The sequence below is a fragment of the Lentibacillus sediminis genome, from assembly GCF_002763455.1.
Taxonomy (GTDB): domain Bacteria; phylum Bacillota; class Bacilli; order Bacillales; family Amphibacillaceae; genus Lentibacillus_D; species Lentibacillus_D sediminis_A.
The window spans coordinates 46808-68604 of sequence record NZ_NIXK01000008.1; the positions used below are offsets into that span (position 1 = coordinate 46808).

The following is a 21797-nucleotide window of genomic DNA, read 5'->3' on the forward strand; positions in this document are numbered from 1 at the left end:
TAGGTACTCAAATGTAATATTACCCTTCCACTCAATAAATAATATAAACACGTATTTAAAAATTTGCTGTAAATTTTTCCAAACAACCTTCGGGGAAAAGTGGGACAGAGTACTCTGTCCCACTTTTCCCCGCATATGTATGTCACAACCGGGCTGAACGATCTGCGGGTCGCTTATTGGGAACCGGCTAAATGGGTTGCGCGCTTGAGAGATATGAAAACTGATAACAATACGCTTGTACTCAAAACGAATATGGGTGCAGGTCATGGACGTACCACATAAAGGAAGCCGCTGAAATGTATGTATTCATTTCGAGCAGGCTTGGTGTTGAATAACCTCAAAACCCCCAGTGTTCGGGGGTTTTTGGCTGTGGTGTAATTTTTTTAAATACCATTTTATCTAAAAATCATACTCCGCTTCTTTCGCTTCACGTATCTTCGTATAGGTTTCCGCTAACACGAATGTATCTTCAACCAAACGGTCGATTCGGAATAACACGTCATCATTTGTAATTTCTTTCCGGTAGAAATCCTGTTCTTCAATAAACACATACGTCTGAACAATCTGTGCCTTCATATAACCCAAAATAGGTTTTACCTGTTGTTCTACAATAAGGTAGTGCTTGGGTGAACCGGCTGTCACAAGCATACTGACAACCTTATCACGAAATGCACCTGCAGGGAGTAAATCAAATACGTTTTTCAATGTCGCTGGTATAGACGCCTGAAAGATGGGTGTGCCAATAATAATGGCATCTGCCTCCATCACGGTTTCTGCTACATATTTGGTATCACCTTCATATTCCCGGTAGTCCCGCCCATCACTAAATTGCACATCGTATTCCGCTAAATCAATTAATGTGAGTTCAGCATCGGGATACTTTTCCGCTGCTGCTTTCATTGTATAGTCCATCGCCGTTCGGGTTTTCGATCCGACTTTTGAACCAGATAAACCGACAATCTTCATATTCTGTACCTCCTAGTTCTGCGCCGTATATTTTTTTATGGCTGGTAAAATTTCTGTTCCAATTAATTCGATATTTTTCTTTAATTGATCGAATGGCACACCGCCAAAGTCCATTTGTGCGATATAACGCTGATGACCAAAAAGCTCATGCTGATAAAGGATTTTTTCAATGATTTGTTGTGGACTGCCGATATTCATGACATCCCTTTTGTCTGCTCCCTGTGCAAAATGCTGTTTTGGATAGCCCTGTCCGTTAATTAGCTGCATTCCCTGATTGACATGCGGGTATACCTCTCTCTGCGCCTGCTGGGTTGTTTCAGCTGCATAGAAAAAACCAGCAGTGGCAATCGGAAGTTCTGAAGGGTCGTGACCATTCATTTGTGCTGCCTGACGATACGCATCGATGGATCTTTTAAAACTGGTGGCTGGTCCACCCAAGGTAGCCAGGAACATCGGAACACCTGCATAACCTGCCTTTATCGCACTCGCGGGCGGTCCACCTACTGCACGCCAAATCGGCATGGATCCGTTAAGTGGACGCGGAAGAACTTTTGCATTTTTTAAAGGGGCCCGAAATTGCCCGTCCCAATTGACCACTTCCTCTTCATTGATCTTCAGCAATAGGTCAAACTTTTCTTCGTACAATTCTTCATAATCACGAAGGCTATAGCCTAATAAATCGAAGTTTCCGACCCTTGATGCGCGTCCGGCAATAATTTCCGTTCGTCCCTCAGAAATCAAATCAATCGTCGCAAAATCCTCATATACACGTACGGGATCTAACGTACTAACAATCGTGGAGGAACTGGAAAGTTTAATTTTTTCCGTTGCCTGCGCAAGAGCTGCCAGAACAACAGAATGTGCCTGTGTTGTGAAGTACTCCTGATGACTTTCCCCTACACTAAAGAAGTCGATTCCGGCCTCTTCAGCCAGCTTGGCCAATTCAATAATTTCCTTAATCCGCTGCTGAGCAGAAATTCGCTCTCCAGTTGACGGATTTGGTATGTGATCGCCTAGCGTGTACAGGCCGAACTCCAATCCTTTGCTTGGATCAATACGATATTTTTCCATTTCTATACCAACCTTTTCTTTATCATTTTTTAGTTGCTTTTCTTACTGCTGGAACTACCTCTGTTGCATACATCTCGATAATTTCCTGTACCTTTTTAAAAGGGAGATTTCCGGTATCGATTTGTGCAACGAATCTCTGATGGCCAAATAACTCATACTGATACAAGATCTTCTCTGTAATCAGTTGCGGACTTCCTACCATGACAGCATTCTTTATACTGGTGGCTTCGGCAAAACGATCTTTTGGAAAGGAAACCCCTCGAACCTGACGAAATGTATCATTCAAATAAGGATAAAAATCCCTCATTGCTTTTCGGGAATCCTGATCAATATACATGATCGTTGCCGCTGCAACTGGCAGCTTTCCGGTATCATGACCAGCTTCTTCAGCAGCACGTCTATAAGCATTTACCCTTTTCTCAAATACGCTGGATGCGCCGTAAAGTGCTGCCAAATGCATTGGTGCTCCCATTCTTCCAGCCTGCATCGCACTGGAATGATGCTGTCCCACTGCCCGCCAAATGGGCAGGTTTCCTTCCAATGGCTTTGGAAAGACTTCAGCATTTTTCAATGGCGGGCGAAATTTGCCTTCCCAGGTAATTGGTTGTTCCTTATTCAACTGAAGCAACAGTTCAAATTTCTCTTCAAACAACTCATCATAATCGTTCAAATCATATCCGAACAACTCATATGCGCCATATCTGGAACCCCGACCTGCAACAATTTCTGCCCTTCCATCAGAAAGCAAATCCAGTGTAGAAAAATCTTCATACACACGTACAGGATCAGCGGTGCTCAAGACCGTAGAGGTACTGATGAGTTTGATGTTATTGGTAACTCCTGCTATTTTTGCAAGAATGGTTGGAGCAGACGAGGCAACAAAATGCTTTTGATGGCTTTCACCGACACCAAATACATCCAATCCAGCATCCTCTGCCAGTTTTGCCATCTTCACCATTTCCTGGATTCGCTGATGCTCGCTGCTGTGCTTTTCTGTTGCATGGGTTGATAAAAGATCTCCTAACGTATACAGCCCCAGTTCCATACTCTGGTTTTGATTGATATGAAATTCCTCCACCTTCATCTCCTCCTTTCCTTTATTTCGTTCTAATGCTATTATAGGATATATAAACCAATATAGTAAGTACGCACTTATAAGTGCCATAGTATACAAAAAGATACTAAGGAGGAACAAAAATGGAAAAGGTACCGGAACTTTGTCGTGTAGAAGATGCTTTAGGTATATTGGTTGGCAAATGGAAGCCTATTATTTTATTGCATTTATTGCAGGAAGGCACAAAACGATTTAATGAATTGAAACGAAGTATGCCTGAAATCACCCAGAAAATGCTGACAAAACAACTAAGGGAATTAGAAGAAGAAGATATTATTGAGCGTGTAGTTTACCCTCAGGTTCCGCCGAAAGTGGAATATTCCATTACAGAATATGGCAAGAGCCTGGAGCCGATTTTAGAGGCAATGCATGAATGGGGGACGAAACACACGATGCATAAGAGGGAAAAATTGAATCAAAAAAGTATGTAATTTAAAAAGGCTGTCTTTATTGGCAGCCTTTTTCTTGTGTTTTATTTTAGACAAAGTGAGCTATTTCATCCTGATTGAATAACAGTTATGCTATTCTACAAGCGCGCGATTGTTTAAGAAATCATTTTATACTACTCGCTATAAACATGGAGGCATCCTTGTTCATGAAAATACGATTTCCGCGATAGAATGTCTTCATATTGGTGGATTTGAATCCAACTTCGGTCAATACTTCTTTAAGGCTTTCATGCGAAAAACCATTATGAACCTTTGGGTGATACACTTTATCATTTTTGTCAAAATCAATTATAATTAATTTGCCGCCATTGTTTAAAACGTTAAATAATTCTTGGAGAATTTTTTTAGTATCCGGGATATGCAGAAGAACTAGGGACATTAAGACTATGTCAGCCTTAAGATTATGTGTTTCTTCGGTGAAATCAGCATAAGTCACCTTGGAGTTTGTAATTCCTTTACGAGAAATTTTTTCTTCAGCGACACCCAGCATTTGTTTTGATGAATCCACCAACAAAACGGAATCCACCATGTCTGATACTTCTAAGCCAATAAGACCAGTACCACCCCCGTAGTCTATTAAAGATTTTGATTTACTATTTTGTAATTCTGGTCTTACTTCCTTAACTATAATTTTGGCTAATTCCATTCGTTCTTCTGTATCATATTTCTTTGCCATCTGTTCAAAAACATTATTTTCCATATTCTGCTCCTTTAGCTTAAGTATATTTCTATGAAAACTTCAATCCAATAACAATTATGGTAATTATATCAAACAACCTCCTGCTCGCCTTTCCCTTCACATACCTCTTCATCACTCCCCCACAACACCTTCTGCATCACAACTCCCAAAAATCCTATCGCTAATGTTGCCATTCCAATCATCTGAAAAATAATTAACACACCAAACCATTGAACGAGGAATCCACCGACAATGGGTGCAAGCAGCAAAACGATGCCTGTCAGAGAATTGTACATGCCAGACATTTGTCCAACCTTCCCATCAGGGCTCTCCATTTGCAGGATATAGCTAAATACGGTACTAAAGATACCTACCCCTATGCCAATCAAAAGCGCAGCAGCGAGCGTCCACAGAATATTTACCTCGGGCGGGAACATTCCAACGGCAAGAAATCCTCCTCCAATTAATATTCCGGAACTGCCCAAATACCAGCCATAGTTTTTTATTTTCTTCAACCGGCTCAAATATAGAATGATCACTACGGACCCAAAACCTACTGCAGACATAAACCAGCCTAATACAGATGGGTTATCAGGATAAAGCTGCCTAAATAAAACAGCAAATTGAGCATCTACTAATTGTATAACTAAAAATGCGACTAAAACGAAGGAAAAACTGGCGATCAATACCTTTGAGCGAAACATGGTACGCCAGCCATCTCCCCATGTTTTCCAAAAAGAAGAATTCCCTGACTGCCCTACTGCAAGAGCAGCCGCAGATTCGTCCGTATCCACATGGCGAATGAATAGGAGAATACATACTGAAATCACCAGAGCGGCAATGTAGACAACAAAACTTACCTTTGGTGAAAATGCAGCCGCAATTGAAGCACCTAGAAAAGGACCGATTATTTTTGATAACTGATTGACGGTTCCATTTAACGTGACAGCTTTTAAGATTAAATCCGGATGCACCACCTGTTTGACGAGAGCCTGCTGAGCCGGAAAATGGACGACAGTAAAACTGGAGCGCGCCAGAATTATTCCTAACATGACCCATAGGTTTGAGGTAAATAGAAGCACAATAGTTAACAATGCTGTCATTATATCAGCAAGCAGCATCAGCCTGACTTTTTTACTCCTGTCAATATAGACACCGGCAAATTGGCTGAATAATGCATGAGGCAGCGCGTACGCCACAGGGATAAGTGCAATCATCCAAGGCTCTGCTGCCCAACCATAACTAATTAACAAAATGACCGCGAGACTATCGAAGTACTTTCCCATTGTTGATATAGCATACGAACTAAACAAGATGAGATACGTGCGGTTCTTCCAAATGGAGACATTTTCTGTTGCGTGATTTTCCATATTCATCACCTTCCTGTACTCAGGATAAGTGATGAATATCAGAGGAATATCAGATGGACGAATGAATGTGTTTTATAATGGATTCTTTTAAACGATGTAAATTGGTCGTTTTGTGATAGTTGTTTTCTTGTCTTTTATATTCGTTTATTAGTGCTTGATCGGATTTAGCTTTTGGCAGCAGCAGGTCCAATATCTGATAGATAAACAGAAAATAATAAGTGTGTCCTGTTTGATCAATGGTCTGTATTCCTTCAGCAATCATGCTTTTTCCTGTTTGCCTCTCACCGTTAGCGATGTGGAATAACCCTTTTACGACCCTGAAGGCTCCCTGTTCTCTTAAATAGGGATGTCGCTTGAGTTCCATTTCTACAGCAGCAAGCCCTTCTTTTGCTTCATCCATTTTATGCTCGTAAAGCAGAATCATGGCTTTCATTAACTTCAGCAATGGCAAGAAACCATGATCGCTTGTTTTAATCGCGTTTAATTCTTTGGTAACAAGTTGCATCGCCAGTCCCGGTTTGTCTACCTTCATATAGAGCATCGGCAGGCTGAAGCAGCTTATATCCATACGCTCCTTTTCATCCAAGATATTTTTGTGAAGAACCTTCTCATGGGTGGATATCACTTTAACTTTATCGTTTTCCACATACGCATAAAGCATTAACGGGACAAATTTGTTTTCATTGGTGTCGAGGTTTTCAAGCAAGGATTCAAAGTCGCTCCGCAGCCAGAGCAATGTCTGCTGTTTCTCCTCAAGAGGATAGCCTAGCGTTTGATTCGACATCAATTCTTTCAGCGCTTTTCCCTGACCATATTTATAATACGTGTTAAATAATTGGTTTGCATGTTCAGATATTTCTTTAGGGACTGGCATGAACGGTTCCGGCTGCTGCTCCTCCATTTTCAGCAAATAGCCGAGACCTTTTACTGTTTTAATCTGTACAATATTTCGGAAAGGGAATAGTTTTTTCCGGAGCCGGTAAATATGATCATCAACGGTACGATCGGTCGGTTCCTCAAGCGGCCAGACTGCATCCAGTAATTCCGCCCGGGAAAAGGCTCTTCCTTTATTTTGATATAGGAATTTCAGTAAGTGGAATTCTTTTCGCAGTAATGTGACCTTGGTCTCTTCCAGTGTTACTGAATAATCTTCTTGTGAGAAATTCACGGTCTTCCCCTCCGCAAAAAATATCTATATCTGCCTTATCTATTTTTAAGATTTTAAAATCTGCTGATGGTCTGATTGCTGCTTTCATGGTACCACCTCTTTTTAATGTATTCCATTATAATAATTATACCGTATCACAATATAATCAACACTTAATATCCAACGCAAAAAACAGAAACTGGCTGGTGTGAGTTAGGTTCAATACCCTACGCACACCAGCCAATTAACTGTTTTATATTGAGTTTAACGTCCAACTTCGCTCTCACCTTGAATCAGGACACTGCTACTGTTGTTCCACCGTACTTTCAAGATTCTTCCATTCAAATTCATCAAGCAATGCACGCACTTCATCTGTCGATTCTGTTTCCATCAATTGATTTCTTAATTCACTCGCCCCTCGATACCCACGTACATATATCTTAAAAAAACGACGCAGCGGCCTGAACGGACGGGCTCCTAATTCTGAATATTTATCATGGAGATCCAGTTGCAACCTCAAGAGATCAAGTAATTCCTTACTGCTATGATCTTTCGGCTCCCTTTCAAACGCAAATGGATTTTTGAAAATACCCCGTCCAATCATAACCCCATCGACACCGTACCTGCGAACGAGCTCCAAACCAGTTTGGCGGTCAGGGATATCTCCATTTATCGTCAAAAGTGTATCCGGAGCAACCTCGTCACGAAGCTTCTTGATTTCCGGAATTAGTTCCCAATGTGCATCCACTTTGCTCATTTCCTTTTTTGTACGCAGATGAATGGAAAGATTAACAATGTCCTGTTTCAATAGGTGCGTCAGCCAATCGCGCCATTCATCCACCCTGGTGTAACCGAGTCTTGTCTTCACACTTACAGGAAGTCCCCCTGCTTTTGCAGCTTGTATGAGCTCTGCAGCCACTTCCGGACGACGGATAAGGCCACATCCCCTCCCGTGCCGGGCCACATTCGGTGCAGGACAGCCCATATTGATATCGAGGCCTTTAAACCCTTCTTTCGCCATACCAATACTCATTTCCCGAAAGTGTTCAGGCTTATCGCCCCATATATGGGCTACCATTGGCTGCTCATCCTCTGTAAAAGTCAGACGCCCACGCACACTATGGACTCCCTCCGGATGGCAATAGCTCTCTGAATTTGTAAACTCTGTAAAAAACACGTCAGGCCTGGCTGCCGCGCTTACTACATGGCGAAAGACAACATTCGTCACATCTTCCATTGGTGCTAATATAAAAAACGGCCGTGGTAATTCACGCCAAAAATTTTCTTTCATATTTAACTTAAATCCTTTCATCATCGGGTACCAGGTCAAACCTTTTTCCAAAATTAAAAAGCAAAAATGTTTTTGCTTCCTTAATACTTATATCATGCATAAGCACATTTTATCAAGAGTGGAGAAAGGGGACAGACACCTCGTCCCGCCCAATATCAATTAGGGATAGTGTACCTGTCCCTCTGTTCACATTCGACAAAATTCGGGAAGTGACAGGCACCTAATCAGAGTTTCTGACCAACCACGCAACCCCTTCCACATGATTCGTCTGCGGAAACATGTCCACCGGCTGTACTTCCTGAGTCTCATACCCACCATCTTCCAAAATCCGCAAATCGCGGGCCAAGGTGGACGGGTTGCATGACACGTAGACAATGCGCTTTGGCTTCATAGCAATCATGGCATCGAGGAAATCAGGTTCACAGCCTTTGCGAGGTGGATCGACGACAATGACATCTGGGTCGAGTCCCTGCTCTTTCCACTGCGGCATGACTTTTTCCGCTTCACCGACAACGAATTCCGCGTTGGTGACGCCGTTTAGCTTGGCATTCTTCTTGGCATCACTGATCGCCTCTGGCACGATTTCGATTCCGTACACTTTTTTTGCCTGCTGTGCGAGAAATAAGGAAATGGTTCCAATGCCGCAGTATGCATCAACGACAACTTCATCTCCATCCAGCGCGGCATACTCCAGAGCTTTTTCATACAGCTTCGTCGTTTGCGGCTGATTGATCTGGTAAAAGGACTTGGGCGAGATAGCAAAGCGGATATCCCCGATCGAATCATAAATATAGTTATCGCCCCAGATTACCTTGGTTTTTTTGCCCATAATCACATTCGTACGCTTGTTATTGATGTTATGCACAATCGACTTGACGTGCGGATAAGTCTCCGTCAGTTCTTGAATCAGCTTGTCCTCGTGCGGCAGTTTTTCCGTACGGGTAATGAGCACGATCATCGTATCCTTGGTTTCCCTGCCGGTGCGCACCATGATATGACGCAGCGCGCCGCGGTCTTTATCTTCATCGTATGCAGGGATTTCCAGGCGATCGGCAATCCGGCGCACGGCTTCCACCATCCGGTCATTGACCTCATCCTGCACGACGCAGGTCTCCATATCTTCAATAATCTGGTGGGTCCGCTTCTTGTAAAATCCAGTGATCAATTCGCCGTTCTTTTCCCCTACTGGAATCGAGACCTTGTTGCGGTAGCGCCACGGATCTTCCATGCCAATCACCGGATGAACCGGAACATGCTCCAGATGGGCAATTTTCTTCATGACGTTCTTTACCTGATTCTGCTTCATTTCCAGCTGCATGGAGTAACTCATATGCTGGATCTGGCAGCCGCCGCATTTATAAAAGACATTGCAAGGAGGCTCGACCCGCTCCGGGCTGGGCGATTTCACATCGAGTAGTTTGCCGAACCCAAAGTTTTTATTGGCTTTTACGACTTTCACAGTAGCCTCTTCCCCTGGCAGTCCGTATGGCACGAACAGTGGATAGCCGTCCACTTTTGCCACCCCATTTCCTTCATGGGTGAGGTCTTCGAATGTCAGAGTGAGGGTTTGGTTCTTTTTTACTGGAGCGGTATGCTTTGCCATGGTTATCTTCCTTTGCTTTTGTAGAATTCGTGTATTTTTGCCGGATAAGCGTTTTCTGGTTCCCATCTTACCACAATCTCCACAAAAAAGAGAGATTACCCGTTCAGTAATCCCCCTTCTCCAAAAACTCGTCCGAGACGATAAATTCGATGTGCTGCTGCAGGATGTGAAACTCCCCTGGCAGCAGGCCGCCGTATTCGCCGTCGATATTCAGCTGCATTTTTTCATCGGTTTTTACTTTGATATCCTTCGCCTGGGCATAGATAATGTTTTCATCCTCCAAATGGGCTCCCCTTTGAGCTAATGAAGCGATTCGAATAAACTCGGCCAGATTCATTTTCTTCAAAATCAATAAATCGAAATAACCATCATTGACTTTAGCATCCGGTGCGAGCTTCTCGAAACCTGCGACCGAATTCGTATTGGACAGCAGAAACAGCATGATGTCATCCTCAAAAACCTTGCCGTCGTACTCAATCCGGGCCCGTGTCGGCTTTAAGGATGGAAGCATCTCTACCCCTTTTACATAATATGCCAGATGGCCGATTACTGTCTTTAATTTACTTGGCACCTCATAGGTGAGCTCGGTCAGTTTACCGCCGCCGGCAATGTTCATGAAATAATGGCCGTTTACCTCGCCAATATCCATCAGCATCGACTTTTCCCCGAGAATAATATCCACAGCACGTTCGATGTCTCTCGGGATATACAGGGCTCGGGCAAAGTCATTGGTCGTTCCCACAGGGATAATGCCAAGTCTCGGCCGGCGCTCCTGCTCGGCAATGCCATTAATCACTTCACTGATTGTTCCATCGCCGCCTGCTGCAACAACCAGGTCATACCCTCTTTCCACCGCGGTCCTTGCCGCGTCCGTTGCATCCCCTTCACAGGTGGTGGCATGGGTGGAGGTTTCATACCCAGCAATTTCAAATCGCTCCAGAACCGTCGGCAGTTCGCGCTTGAATGCCTCCCGTCCGGATGTCGGGTTATAAATGATCCGGGCTTTTTTCATACGTATTCCTCCAATATTTCCATATGCAAGGCTTTTCTCTCTCTATGTTCAAAAAGTTTTTCTACAGCAATAGACAATAGCCGCAGCGAGCCGGCCATGTGCAGCAATGACTTCTTTAACAGCCTAGCGTCCTTTACAATAAATTAATATATCCAACCCTTATCATAGCCCCTTTTATGACATTTGAAAAGGACTTTGCGCTAATAGACCGGAGATGCAACGACAGCGTTCAGCGTGCAATTTTTCGCTGGTTTATTTTTCCAATTCTTCTTTCAAAATCTTGTTAACCATTGGCGGGTTGGCTTGCCCTTTGGTTGCTTTCATGACTTGTCCGACCAAAAAGCCCATTGCTTTGCCTTTCCCGTTTTTATAATCTGTGACGGATTGCTGATTGTCTTTTAGGACACCGCTGATGATTTCCCTTAGCTGCCCTTCATCGGAAATCTGCACCAGACCTTTTTCTTTGACGATTTTTTCCGGATCGCCGCCGTTTTCCAGCAGTTCTGCGGAAACTTTCTTGGCAATTTTTGAGGAGATCGTGCCATCCTCGATCAGCTGGATCATTTTAGCCAGTGCTTCCGGGGTGATTGGCAACTCCTCCAGCTCTTTCTGATGCTTGTTCATGTAGGCGGAAATTTCGCCCATCAGCCAGTTGGCCGTCTGCTTGATATCGGCCCCCGCTTTTGTTGCGGACTCAAAAAAGTCAGCCATCTGCTTGGAGCTTGTCAGCACATCTGCATCATATTCCGATAATCCCATTTCAGCGATATAGCGTTTTTTCCGGGCATCTGGCAGCTCAGGGATTTCGTTTTTGACCCGTTCCTTCCATGCTTCATCAATGTAAAGCGGCACAAGGTCCGGTTCCGGGAAATAACGGTAGTCATCCGAGCCTTCTTTGACCCGCATGAGAATCGTTTCTTTGGTTTTCTCATCATAACGCCGGGTTTCTTGTAAAACTTCTCCGCCGGAAAGCAGCTCCTTCTCCTGACGTTTTTCTTCAAATTCCAGCCCTTTTTGGACAAAGGTAAAGGAGTTGAGGTTTTTCAGCTCGGTTTTTTCACCAAACGCTTCCTGTCCAATTGGTCTTAACGATAAATTAGCGTCACAGCGCAATGAACCTTCCTGCATTTTCACATCAGAGACACCGGTATACTGAATAATATTTCTCAGCTTTTCCAAATATGCATAGGCCTCTTCCGGGGACCGCATATCTGGTTCAGACACGATTTCGATCAACGGGGTTCCCTGCCGGTTGAAATCGACATAGGAGTAGCCGTCATCACCATGAGTAAGCTTTCCTGCATCTTCTTCCAGGTGCAGCCGGGTAATGCCGATGCGTTTTTTCTTGCCGCCCACTTCTATCTCAATCCAGCCATTTTCGCCGATCGGCTGATCAAATTGCGAGATCTGATAGGCTTTCGGGTTATCCGGGTAGAAATAATTTTTCCGGTCAAATTTGGTATCTGTGGCAATTTCGCAATTCAGTGCCATGGCAGCCCGCATTGCGAAGTTCACTGCTTCCTCATTTAAGACGGGAAGTGTGCCCGGATAGCCAAGATCAATCGGGTTCACATTGGTATTTGGTTCTGAACCAAAGGCGTTCCGGGCAGGACTGAAGATTTTCGATTCTGTTTTTAACTCAACATGGACCTCAAGTCCAATAATTGTTTCAAAGTTCATTATCTCGCACCTCCTAATTGAGGTCGTTTCGTATGATGGTCGGTTGCTTGTTCAAACGCGTGGGCAGCTCGGTAAACCGTGCCCTCCGCAAAATGCTTGCCAATAATCTGCAGACCGATCGGCAGACCATTCTCGGAAAATCCGCATGGCACAGAAATTCCCGGAACACCTGCGAGATTCACCGGAATGGTTAAAATATCATTGGCATACATGGTTAATGGATCAGCGGTTTTCTCTCCGACTTTGAAGGCCGGGGTCGGCGTCGTCGGACCGATTACCACATCATATTCAGCAAATATTTTTTCAAAATCCTGTTTGATCAGGGTACGCACTTTTTGCGCCTTTTTATAGTAGGCATCATAGTAGCCGGAGCTCAGGGCGAATGTTCCGAGCATGATCCGGCGCTTCACTTCCTCGCCAAAACCTTCGCTGCGGGATTTTTTGAACATGTCGATCATGTTGTCCGCATTTTCTGAGCGCACGCCATAGCGGACCCCGTCAAAGCGGGCAAGATTGGCCGATGCTTCCGATGAGGACAGCAGATAATAGGTTGCCACCGCGTATTTGGAATGCGGCAGGGATACTTCTTCCCATGTGGCCCCTAAGGATTCATACACTTTAAGGGCACTTATTATCGTCTCTTTGACTTCCGGATCAACGCCTTCTGCCAGATATTCTTTCGGCACGGCAATCTTGAGGCCTTTAACATCCCCTGTGAGCTCCTCGGTATAGGCCGGCACTTCCACATCAGCGCTCGTGGAGTCCATCGGGTCAAGTCCGGAAATTACTTCAAGGACACGGGCATTGTCTTCCACATTGCGGGTGATCGGGCCAATTTGATCAAGCGATGAAGCAAATGCAACCAGTCCGAAGCGGGACACACGGCCATATGTAGGCTTCAGTCCGACCACACCGCAAAATGCTGCAGGCTGGCGGATCGAGCCGCCGGTATCTGAACCTAGGGCAAAAAGCACTTCTCCTGCCGCGACCGCAGCCGCTGAACCACCGCTTGACCCGCCTGGCACGTAGTCCGTGTTCCAAGGATTGCGTGTTGGTGTGTAGCCGGAATTTTCGTTGGAAGAACCCATTGCAAATTCGTCCATGTTCAATTTCCCGATGGCGACCGCATTTTCGTTATTCAGCTTTTCCGTAACGGTTGCATCATAGAGGGGATCATGGAAATTATCGAGAAAACGGCTGGCGCAAGTAGTACGCAGTCCTTTTGTCACAATATTATCCTTGATGCCAGCTGGGATGCCAAATAATTTTCCGGATTGTTCTGTGGCAGCGTCCAGCTGTTTTGCCTGACTAAGTGCACGTTCCTCATCGAGCGTCAGGAATGCCTGTACATCGCCGTCTACTTCTTTTATCCGGCTATAGGATTCGTTCACCAAATCCTCTATGGTAATTTCTTTATTCTGCAGCTTCTCTTCCAGCTGCTTGATCGTGTAATCAAATAATGCCATGGTTTATCCTCCCTACTCCAAAATCGATGGTACTTTAAATTGGCCGTCCGCCTTATCAGGAGCATTTTTCAGTGCTTCTTCCTGGGTAATCCAGTCTTTTGGCTCGTCCTTGCGCAAGACATTCTTCAGATCGAGCACATGGGTCGTTGGCTCCACACCGTCCGTATCCAATTCATTTAACTGCTCTGCATAGTTAATAATCGAACTGAGCTGCTCGGTCAGCATCTCCGCTTCTTCTTCACTGACGTCCAGCCGCGCCAGATGTGCTACATGCTTGACCTGTTCTTTTGAAATAGCTGTCATTGTTTTGACCTCCAAACTTGTTATTCACGATGTATGTAAAGTCGTATTCATTCCCTTTTGGTAACACTATAGATAATAGCAGAACCAGCCAGCGATAAGCAACTATTCGGCAAGGGAACGTGCGGCTCGTCCGGGTTTTACTGAGGATTAGGTGCGCAATTTTTTCGTAATCACAAAAAAGTCCCGGGACAGGTTCCACGCCATCCCGGGCAAATCATCCATCATATAGGTAATAGGGTAAAAATGTGTTGCGTAGCCACTGTTCCTCTAAAGAAAATTAGAAGTAGACAGTAGGCTGTTTAACTGAGAAAATAGTCGGTTCCATTTCCATTGATAGATCAGCAGGTTGACTGTCTTGTGCAAAAGCCAGACCAACTAACAGAAGAGATCCTAATGCTAAAGAGGTAATCATTTTTTTCATTTTCTCCCCTCCTTTATAGATTTATCAACTCATCAAATGTTGAGTTTGCAAGTTTATAGTATTTAACAGACTCTTTATACTTACCAAGTGACTCATAATGTTCAGCTAACATGTTTGAGTATGTGACCAAATTGGCATAATCCTTGTTATCCATTAAGTAAGGTATAAAGTCATCCGTTACTAGCTTCCTAAACTTCTCGTGGTCTTCATTAATAGCATAAGTGTATGTTTGTATAACATAATCAAATAGCTCTGTATATATATCTTTTTTTGCTACATCAAGGATTTCGTGTGCTTTATTAATCATGTTCTCTGTCTTTTCATAGTTATCAATACCGTAATATTCTTTAATAAGCGCAGTAATTGCACCTAACCTTTCACTATGGGCAACTTGTTCATCTTCAGCTACCTCAAGAAAGTAACTTATTGCTTCATTGGTCTCGTTAATTGCTGAATGTAGGTATCCTAAATTAAGATTAGTTAGTTGAATTACTTGTTTATCTTTATTTAATTGGCCTAGGTGCTTTGCCAAATTATAATTCTTAATCGCTTTATCGTACATTTTTATTCTTCGGTATGCTATCCCTAATACAATGTGGCACTGAGCACATCGATTAAAATTATATTCCCTTTGAAAAACATCCATAGCCTTATTGGCATAATCAATGACTTCCAAGGTATTACGCAATTTACTATGTGTAACAGCTATAATGTATTGCAAATCTCCTATTTCTTTATCTTCAATATCAATTTGATTTAATTTTTCCTCGGCCTGTTCATATAATTGCATGGCTTGATTAAAGTCACCACTTGCCGAGTTATAATTCCCCCGATACTTAAACCAGTAAAACTGCTCCACATGATTAAAAGATGGGGCCATTTCATTCAATTCATTAATCACATTGAGCGCTTCCTTAAACTCACCTAGCACCAAGTAATAACGAATCTTATGAATCTCAAACATTACCAGCCCGCCGCTCAGGCTGCGGTTCATTACTTCTTGGAGTTCATTGTAAAGAGAAACAATTTCCTCCTTATCATTCACAGCGAACAGCATGCCGTACCAGCGCTTGCATTTTTCCTGTGTGTCTGCATCAAGTTCATTATTCATTTGAACGCCCAGTCGGGTGCAGAGCATTTGCATGATCTCAGGGCTTGCGTCTGTTTTCTTGTTCTCAATTTTCGATAGATAGGATAAGGAGACGATCCCTTTAGCCAATTCTCCTTGTGTCAATTCTTTTTTCTGACGATGTAGTTTGATAAAGGATCCCATTTCCATCTATTTACCCACCCCAATATCCTTATTGGCTTTCTTAAATGGTATATTTACAGTATAACATTACTTTCAGAGAATTCATATTGGGAAAATCAAACGAAATATAGGCCTTTTTTGGCTAAAAAACAGCTTAAAAACTGCTCGATTTTCCTGGGAGAGGAAAATTGACCCCTTTTTGACCGAAATCAGTCAAAAAGAGGCCAATGAGTTTTCCTGTCAAGAAAAAATTTACAACATTTTAGAAGTTGTTTTTCCTTGCATATGATGGATCAGGTAATCCGGCCCACCTGCTTTGGAATCTGTGCCAGACATATCAAAGCCGCCAAATGAATGGTAGCCGACAAACGCAGCTTTATTTATATGAGATAGGTGTAGGGACGTTGTTATTTGGTTGGAAACAATTTTGAAAAACTACAAAGCACAATCCCAGCGGAGGAAATATACGGAGACTCCTGCGGGAAGAAAAGCCTAGGCGAGACCGCGAAGTGCGTCAGCACAAGGGGGCTCGGCAGCTTCCCGCGGAAAGCGTAGTATATTTCCGCAGCGGCGGGCTATGTCACTATATCTCTAATCAAAAATATGCACAGACGGTTCTTCCGCTCCAGCCTCGCGAAAGATCACACTTTCCACGTTTTCGCCAGTCATCACTTTAATCTCCAGATCATAATAATTGGCAAACATATCCTGCACCAGACCAACGGCATACTGGGTAAAACCAATCACTTCCGCTTTTCCGTAAAATTCAATCGGTATCTCCAGTGTCAGCTGCTGCAGTTCCTCATCAACGTAGAAACCTTCACCAATTACCCCGACATAATTAGGGAAAAACTGGGCGATTTCATTTCCAAAGCTTGTCACAATTTCATGATCTTCAAAGTATTTCTCTTGCCCTTCCGCTGACGGGAACAGAATATTTTCTTCATTTACTGTTTCCCATTCCTCAATCGAATTGCCGTCTGCCGAAATGGTTGTTTTGGCAACAAAGTTTCCTGGTACTGGGGAGGACTGTTCTTCCTCACGATAAAGAGCAAACAGGATCGGCACATTTTCCAGTCCTTCAATCTGGCGGACACGATCGAGGACTTCCTGAGCAATCTGGCTACCCTGCTGCATCATTTCATCCAGCGGAATGTCTTCATAATAGTAAGGTCCTCCGGTTTCTGTCTGGAAACGGTAGACAGATTTTAAGGCCAGGCCGATGGAAATCCCGGCAAGTTCGACCGAGTTATCTTCCCGCTGCACCACATAATTCTGTTCAAGAATATGGGATAGATAGCGCGGGTTCTCCCGGTAGGTATCCTCATTTGCGCCTTCTTCTATTACCGGATTCAATTCGTCAATCCAATTCAGCGCCATTTCTGATGTAATATACTGGCCTTCCTGGAAATAATGATCATTCGGGCCAAACACTGCTTTGGAATGGCGACGCAGGCCTGTCTCCATTTCATCAATATCCACCCGGTTGGCCAGCTGGTTGCTGATGACTCCTCTGGCTGCACTCACCTCATAAGGCAGGATGATCCGATATGTTTCATCAGAGAGCTGGTTGCTTGGAACGATAGATGTCTCGGTATCGTTCGACTCTTCATTTTGCAGGACTTCTTCTTCGTTTTCATTTATATTCAAATTTGGAGCACAGCCCGTGAGTACCAGAAGGACAATGATCAGCCAAATGCTTATTCGTTTCACAGGGATCCTCCCTCCTTACCTTTCCAGCGCTTCCTGCAGTTTTTCTTCATCCCAGATTTCCACTCCAAGTTTTTCGGCTTTATCGTATTTGGAACCGGCGTCTTCCCCGGCAATTAGCAGATCAGTCTTCTTACTTACACTTCCGGTCACCGAACCGCCCTGTGCCTCAATCTGTTCCTTCGCTTCATCACGTGTATATCTTTCCATTTTGCCGGTCAGCACAACAGTTTTTCCTGCAAATACACTGGCTTCTTCGTTTTCTGCAGTTTTCCGCTTCCGGCCAAGATAGGTCATGTTCACCTCAAGCTCGCGCAGTTCATCTAATAGAGCGGCAACCTTTTCCTCGGAAAAATACTGAACGATGGAATCAGCCATCTTATCACCAATTTCGTCTATCGCAATCAGGTCTTCATCCACGGCATTTTGCAGATTTTCCATTGTTTCAAACTCCTCGGCAAGCGTCTTGGCTGCCTTGGAGCCGATGAATCGAATTCCAAGACCAAACAGCAGCTTCTCCAGTGAATTCCCTTTGGAAACGTTGATGGCCTCCAGAAGATTGCTGACAGATTTCTCTCCCATGCGTTCAAGTTCCAGCAATTCTTCTCGCTTGAGCCGGTAAATATCAGCAATGGTGTGAATCAGGTTTTCCTGGAACAGCTGAATGATTACTTTTTCGCCAAGACCATCAATATTCATGGCATTGCGTGAGACAAAGTGAATCAACCCTTCTTTCAGCTGAGCGGGGCAGTTCGGATTGATGCATCGTAATGCAACTTCCTCTTCCAGCCTTACTAGCTCGCTGCCGCAATCAGGGCAAGCATCCGGCATGTGGTATTCCTCTTCCTTGCCGGTGCGCTTGTCCGCGACGGAACGGACCACTTCCGGAATAATATCCCCGGCTTTTTTAACAACGACCGTGTCGCCAATCCGGATGTCCTTCTCCCGGATCAGATCTTCATTGTGCAAGGAGGCTCGTTTTACTGTGGTGCCAGCCACTCTTACAGGTTCGAGGATCGCCGTTGGTGTAACAACTCCGGTTCTCCCGACGTTCAGTTCGATATCAGTAAGTGTGGTGATCACCTCTTCGGCCGGAAATTTGTAAGCAATCGCCCAGCGCGGGCTTTTTGCCGTATAGCCAAGCTCCTCTTGCTGATCGAGATTATCGACTTTGATGACAATCCCGTCAATTTCATAGGAAAGATTGTTGCGCTCAGCTTCCCAATGGGTCACATAATCAATCACTTCTTCGATGGTTTCGCATTTTTTCCATTGTGGATTCGTCTTGAAGCCGAGCTGCTTTATCCGCTCCAGACGCTCACTGTGCGACTCCAGCTCGCTCGCTTCCCATTCACCGACACCATATAAAAAGATATCCAGGTTTCGGCTTGCGGCAATTTTCGGATTCAATTGCCTCAAAGAACCCGCCGCAGCATTCCTTGGGTTGGCAAAAGGCTCCTCACCGTTTTCCTCTTTCGCTTCATTTAAGGATAGGAATGATTTATGCGGCATAAACGCTTCGCCGCGTATCTCAAGCCTTTCCGTTTCCTTGATCGAAAGCGGGATCGAGCGGATGGTACGGAGGTTGCTGGTAATGTCCTCTCCCGTTGTGCCGTCCCCCCGGGTTGCACCGCGAACAAATTTTCCGTTTTCATAGGTCAGTGACACCGCCAGCCCGTCGATCTTCAATTCACAGACAAAAGCAATCGGCTCATCGGTGCCGCCGGTTGCCCGTCTTGCAAAATCACGCAATTCCTGGTGGTTAAAGGCATTGCCGAGACTGAGCATCGGAACATTATGCTGTACTTTCTGAAAGCCTTCCAGCGGTTCGCCGCCAACGCGCTGGGTTGGAGAGTCCTCAGTGATCAGCTCAGGAAATTCCCCTTCCAGATCCTGCAGCTCCCGCAGTTTCTCATCATATTCGGCATCCGGGACGCTTGGCTTGTCGAGAACATGATATTCATAACTGTATTGGTTCAATAATTCGCGCAAATTTTTTGCTCGTTCCTGTGCTTGCTGCTGATCCACGCCAAGCACCTCCTATTGTTTCGTGATCGGGGCGAATTTTGCCAGCACCCGTTTAACGCCGGTCGGGGCTGGAAAGGCGATATCGAGCTCCATCGCTTCGCCTTCTCCCTGCACCTTGACAACCGTACCGGTGCCCCATTTTTTGTGGGCTGCTTTATCTCCGGCACTCCATGTCTCGCTCTCGGCGCCTGTCGTTTTCTGCATCCGTTCTGCTTTCCGTTTGACAGGAGCCGGCCGATCAGGAGACATGCCGATGCGGCCACCGAACATCGATGTTTTTTCCTCCTCGATGCCGTCGATCAGATGCTCAGGGATCTCATGAATAAACCGGCTGACCGGATTCATATTGGTCCGCCCGTATAATGTGCGCATCTGGGCATGGGTTAAGTAAAGCTCCTGCTCGGCACGGGTTATCCCGACATAAGCCAGCCTGCGCTCTTCTTCCATTTCATCTTCTTCAAACATGGAGCGGCTGTGTGGAAAAACATTTTCCTCCATGCCGATCAAAAAGACTACCGGAAATTCCAGGCCTTTTGCCGCATGCAGGGTCATCAGCGTAATTTTCGGCTCATTTTCCTGCTCTTCCGCATCTACCTTGTCAATATCAGCGATCAGCGCAAGGTCTGTCAGAAAAGCCACCAGTGTTTTGTCTTCCTCCGCTGCCTCTTCAAAATCCTTGGTCACTGTCATGAACTCTTCCAGGTTTTCCAGCCTGCTCTGCGATTCCAATGTGGCTTCATTCTTCAGCATCTCTTGATAGCCTGTCCGTGCAAGCACCGCTTCAACCATATCGGTTGCGGTCAAAAATTCCTGCTGCTGGGAAAGTGATTGGATCAGCTTACCGAACTCTGCCAGTGCATTGGCCGCCTTTTTGGATACGCCGGTAAAATCGACCTCTTTGACCGCTTCATTAAAGGAAATGTCATGTGTTTGGGCGTGGGCTCTGAGTCTGTCTACAGTGGTTTTGCCAATTCCCCGTTTCGGCACATTGACCACGCGCTCAAAACTGATATCATCATCCGGGTTGGTAATCAGCCTCAAGTAGGCAACCATGTCCTTGATTTCCTTCCGCTCATAGAACTTGGTGCCGCCAACCATCTGATATGGAAGATTGGATTTCATGAATGTATCCTCTATCGCCCGAGACTGTGCATTCGTCCGGTACAGGATGGCTATATCATTCGGCGTGAAATCTTCTTCACGTGTAAGTTCCTGAATCTTATCCGTGATAAACAGCGCCTCTTCCTGTTCGGTCGCTCCTTTATAATAATGGATGTTCTTGCCATCCGGGTTTTCCGTCCAGAGATTCTTCGGCTTGCGTCCCGTGTTGTGCTCAATCACATGGTTCGCCGCCTCCAGAATCGACTTGGTGGAACGGTAATTTTGCTCAAGAAAAATCGTCCGTGAAGACGGATAGTCTTTTTCAAACGAGAGGATATTCGCAATATCCGCGCCGCGCCAGCGATAAATCGACTGATCGGAGTCTCCGACAACACAGAGATTCTGATAGCAGCTCGCCAGCTGTTTAACCAGGAAATACTGCGCATGGTTCGTATCCTGGTACTCGTCCACATGGATATACTGAAAGCGCCGCTGATAGTATTCCAGCACCTCAGGAACGCGCTTGAACAGATGAATCGTCTGCATAATCAGATCATCAAAGTCCAGTGACTGATTTTTCTGCAGCCTCTTCTGATATGCCGTGTACACCTGGGATACCTGTCTTTCAAAAAAGTTCCCGACCTTCTCGCTGTATACTTCCGGGGTAATCAGTTCATTTTTTGCCGCACTGATATGCCCTAGCATCGCCCGCGGATCAAATTTCTTCGGGTCGATGTTGTGATCCTTCAGTATTTGTTTAATGACGGACAACTGATCACCGCTGTCGAGAATCGTGAAATTGCGATTATAGCCGATTCGGTCAATGTCGCGCCGGAGAATCCGCACACACATCGAGTGGAACGTGGAAACCCACATCATTTCACTTGCCGGGCCGACGAGCCGTCGCACCCGATTTTTCATCTCCCGTGCTGCCTTGTTGGTAAAGGTGATCGCCAGAATATTCCTTGGTGCGACGTCCTTCTCCCCTAGCAGGTAGGCAATCCGGTGGGTCAGTACCCGTGTCTTGCCGCTGCCCGCACCGGCCATAATCAAAAGTGGTCCTTCTGTATGCTTGACTGCCTCTTGCTGCTCCTTATTCAGCCCTTTTACTAATTCGTCGATCGTTTGACTCAT

At 45.0% G+C, this 21797-nt stretch carries 19 protein-coding genes; 2 read left to right on the plus strand and 17 right to left on the minus strand.

Features of this window, described 5'->3' with window-relative positions; translation table 11 throughout:
• Nucleotides 1–135 precede the first annotated feature (135 nt).
• Nucleotides 136–282, plus strand: a complete 147-nt coding sequence (locus CEG13_RS13825; protein WP_100012486.1) for a prolyl oligopeptidase family serine peptidase — start codon at nt 136–138, stop codon at nt 280–282.
• 117 nt (nt 283–399) lie between these two features.
• Here CEG13_RS13825 and CEG13_RS13830 read toward each other — a convergent pair whose 3' ends face one another.
• Genes CEG13_RS13830 through CEG13_RS13840 form a run of 3 tightly spaced genes read right to left on the minus strand, consistent with a single transcriptional unit; the run spans nt 400 to nt 3115 of the window.
• Nucleotides 400–966, minus strand: a complete 567-nt coding sequence (locus CEG13_RS13830) for an NADPH-dependent FMN reductase (RefSeq protein ID WP_100012487.1) — start codon at nt 964–966, stop codon at nt 400–402.
• A gap of 12 nt (nt 967–978) precedes the next feature.
• On the minus strand, nt 979–2037 hold the full coding sequence (locus tag CEG13_RS13835; RefSeq protein ID WP_100012488.1) for an LLM class flavin-dependent oxidoreductase: 1059 nt from the start codon (nt 2035–2037) through the stop codon (nt 979–981).
• A 22-nt stretch (nt 2038–2059) separates the two neighbouring features.
• Nucleotides 2060–3115: an LLM class flavin-dependent oxidoreductase gene (locus tag CEG13_RS13840; protein WP_100012489.1), complete on the minus strand. Its 1056-nt coding sequence runs from the start codon at nt 3113–3115 to the stop codon at nt 2060–2062.
• A 119-nt stretch (nt 3116–3234) separates the two neighbouring features.
• Here CEG13_RS13840 and CEG13_RS13845 point away from each other — a divergent pair, with 119 nt between their 5' ends.
• A complete protein-coding gene (locus CEG13_RS13845; protein ID WP_100012490.1) occupies nt 3235–3582 on the plus strand; it encodes a winged helix-turn-helix transcriptional regulator in 348 nt (115 codons plus the stop codon).
• Between the two features lie 121 nt (nt 3583–3703).
• Here CEG13_RS13845 and CEG13_RS13850 read toward each other — a convergent pair whose 3' ends face one another.
• From CEG13_RS13850 to pcrA, 14 genes are all read right to left on the minus strand, one after another.
• Complete coding sequence (locus CEG13_RS13850) at nt 3704–4324, minus strand: class I SAM-dependent methyltransferase (RefSeq protein WP_275661810.1); 621 nt, start codon at nt 4322–4324, stop codon at nt 3704–3706.
• A 44-nt stretch (nt 4325–4368) separates the two neighbouring features.
• The gene (locus CEG13_RS13855; RefSeq protein WP_158234699.1) at nt 4369–5649 is read right to left on the minus strand and encodes an MFS transporter; all 1281 of its coding nucleotides are present in this window, start codon (nt 5647–5649) and stop codon (nt 4369–4371) included.
• 49 nt (nt 5650–5698) lie between these two features.
• The gene (locus CEG13_RS13860) at nt 5699–6817 is read right to left on the minus strand and encodes a winged helix-turn-helix domain-containing protein (RefSeq protein ID WP_158234700.1); all 1119 of its coding nucleotides are present in this window, start codon (nt 6815–6817) and stop codon (nt 5699–5701) included.
• Nucleotides 6818–7100: 283 nt separating this feature from the next.
• Nucleotides 7101–8087 (minus strand): tRNA dihydrouridine synthase, encoded by a 987-nt coding sequence (locus CEG13_RS13865; RefSeq protein WP_100012611.1) that lies wholly within the window; start codon nt 8085–8087, stop codon nt 7101–7103.
• 220 nt (nt 8088–8307) lie between these two features.
• A complete protein-coding gene (gene rlmD, locus CEG13_RS13870) occupies nt 8308–9690 on the minus strand; it encodes a 23S rRNA (uracil(1939)-C(5))-methyltransferase RlmD (protein ID WP_100012494.1) in 1383 nt (460 codons plus the stop codon).
• A gap of 103 nt (nt 9691–9793) precedes the next feature.
• Nucleotides 9794–10702, minus strand: coding sequence for a diacylglycerol kinase (locus CEG13_RS13875; RefSeq protein WP_100012495.1), 909 nt, complete (start codon nt 10700–10702; stop codon nt 9794–9796).
• A gap of 252 nt (nt 10703–10954) precedes the next feature.
• Nucleotides 10955–12382, minus strand: coding sequence for an Asp-tRNA(Asn)/Glu-tRNA(Gln) amidotransferase subunit GatB (gene gatB / locus CEG13_RS13880; RefSeq protein ID WP_100012496.1), 1428 nt, complete (start codon nt 12380–12382; stop codon nt 10955–10957).
• The gene (gatA, locus tag CEG13_RS13885; protein WP_100012497.1) at nt 12382–13848 is read right to left on the minus strand and encodes an Asp-tRNA(Asn)/Glu-tRNA(Gln) amidotransferase subunit GatA; all 1467 of its coding nucleotides are present in this window, start codon (nt 13846–13848) and stop codon (nt 12382–12384) included. The genes gatB and gatA overlap by 1 nt, the downstream gene beginning before the upstream one ends.
• A 12-nt stretch (nt 13849–13860) precedes the next feature.
• A complete protein-coding gene (gene gatC, locus CEG13_RS13890) occupies nt 13861–14151 on the minus strand; it encodes an Asp-tRNA(Asn)/Glu-tRNA(Gln) amidotransferase subunit GatC (RefSeq protein WP_100012498.1) in 291 nt (96 codons plus the stop codon).
• A 277-nt stretch (nt 14152–14428) separates the two neighbouring features.
• The gene (locus CEG13_RS18810) at nt 14429–14572 is read right to left on the minus strand and encodes a hypothetical protein (protein ID WP_158234701.1); all 144 of its coding nucleotides are present in this window, start codon (nt 14570–14572) and stop codon (nt 14429–14431) included.
• A gap of 13 nt (nt 14573–14585) precedes the next feature.
• Complete coding sequence (locus tag CEG13_RS13895; RefSeq protein WP_100012499.1) at nt 14586–15851, minus strand: helix-turn-helix domain-containing protein; 1266 nt, start codon at nt 15849–15851, stop codon at nt 14586–14588.
• A 564-nt stretch (nt 15852–16415) separates the two neighbouring features.
• Nucleotides 16416–17537, minus strand: a complete 1122-nt coding sequence (locus CEG13_RS13900) for a CamS family sex pheromone protein (protein ID WP_100012500.1) — start codon at nt 17535–17537, stop codon at nt 16416–16418.
• Nucleotides 17538–17552: 15 nt separating this feature from the next.
• On the minus strand, nt 17553–19562 hold the full coding sequence (gene ligA, locus CEG13_RS13905) for an NAD-dependent DNA ligase LigA (protein WP_100012501.1): 2010 nt from the start codon (nt 19560–19562) through the stop codon (nt 17553–17555).
• A 12-nt stretch (nt 19563–19574) separates the two neighbouring features.
• A complete protein-coding gene (gene pcrA / locus CEG13_RS13910; RefSeq protein ID WP_100012502.1) occupies nt 19575–21797 on the minus strand; it encodes a DNA helicase PcrA in 2223 nt (740 codons plus the stop codon).

Excerpts from the sequence above, each read along its gene's own strand:
- CEG13_RS13825 (WP_100012486.1), top strand. The coding sequence starts at position 136 with ATGTATGTCACAACCGGGCTGAACGATCTGCGGGTCGCTTATTGGGAA.
- CEG13_RS13830 (WP_100012487.1), bottom strand. The coding sequence starts at position 966 with ATGAAGATTGTCGGTTTATCTGGTTCAAAAGTCGGATCGAAAACCCGA.
- CEG13_RS13835 (WP_100012488.1), bottom strand. The coding sequence starts at position 2,037 with ATGGAAAAATATCGTATTGATCCAAGCAAAGGATTGGAGTTCGGCCTG.
- CEG13_RS13845 (WP_100012490.1), top strand. The coding sequence starts at position 3,235 with ATGGAAAAGGTACCGGAACTTTGTCGTGTAGAAGATGCTTTAGGTATA.
- CEG13_RS13855 (WP_158234699.1), bottom strand. The coding sequence starts at position 5,649 with ATGGAAAATCACGCAACAGAAAATGTCTCCATTTGGAAGAACCGCACG.
- CEG13_RS13865 (WP_100012611.1), bottom strand. The coding sequence starts at position 8,087 with ATGAAAGAAAATTTTTGGCGTGAATTACCACGGCCGTTTTTTATATTA.
- rlmD (WP_100012494.1), bottom strand. The coding sequence starts at position 9,690 with ATGGCAAAGCATACCGCTCCAGTAAAAAAGAACCAAACCCTCACTCTG.
- CEG13_RS13875 (WP_100012495.1), bottom strand. The coding sequence starts at position 10,702 with ATGAAAAAAGCCCGGATCATTTATAACCCGACATCCGGACGGGAGGCA.
- gatB (WP_100012496.1), bottom strand. The coding sequence starts at position 12,382 with ATGAACTTTGAAACAATTATTGGACTTGAGGTCCATGTTGAGTTAAAA.
- gatA (WP_100012497.1), bottom strand. The coding sequence starts at position 13,848 with ATGGCATTATTTGATTACACGATCAAGCAGCTGGAAGAGAAGCTGCAG.
- gatC (WP_100012498.1), bottom strand. The coding sequence starts at position 14,151 with ATGACAGCTATTTCAAAAGAACAGGTCAAGCATGTAGCACATCTGGCG.
- CEG13_RS18810 (WP_158234701.1), bottom strand. The coding sequence starts at position 14,572 with ATGAAAAAAATGATTACCTCTTTAGCATTAGGATCTCTTCTGTTAGTT.
- CEG13_RS13895 (WP_100012499.1), bottom strand. The coding sequence starts at position 15,851 with ATGGAAATGGGATCCTTTATCAAACTACATCGTCAGAAAAAAGAATTG.
- pcrA (WP_100012502.1), bottom strand. The coding sequence starts at position 21,797 with ATGAGTCAAACGATCGACGAATTAGTAAAAGGGCTGAATAAGGAGCAG.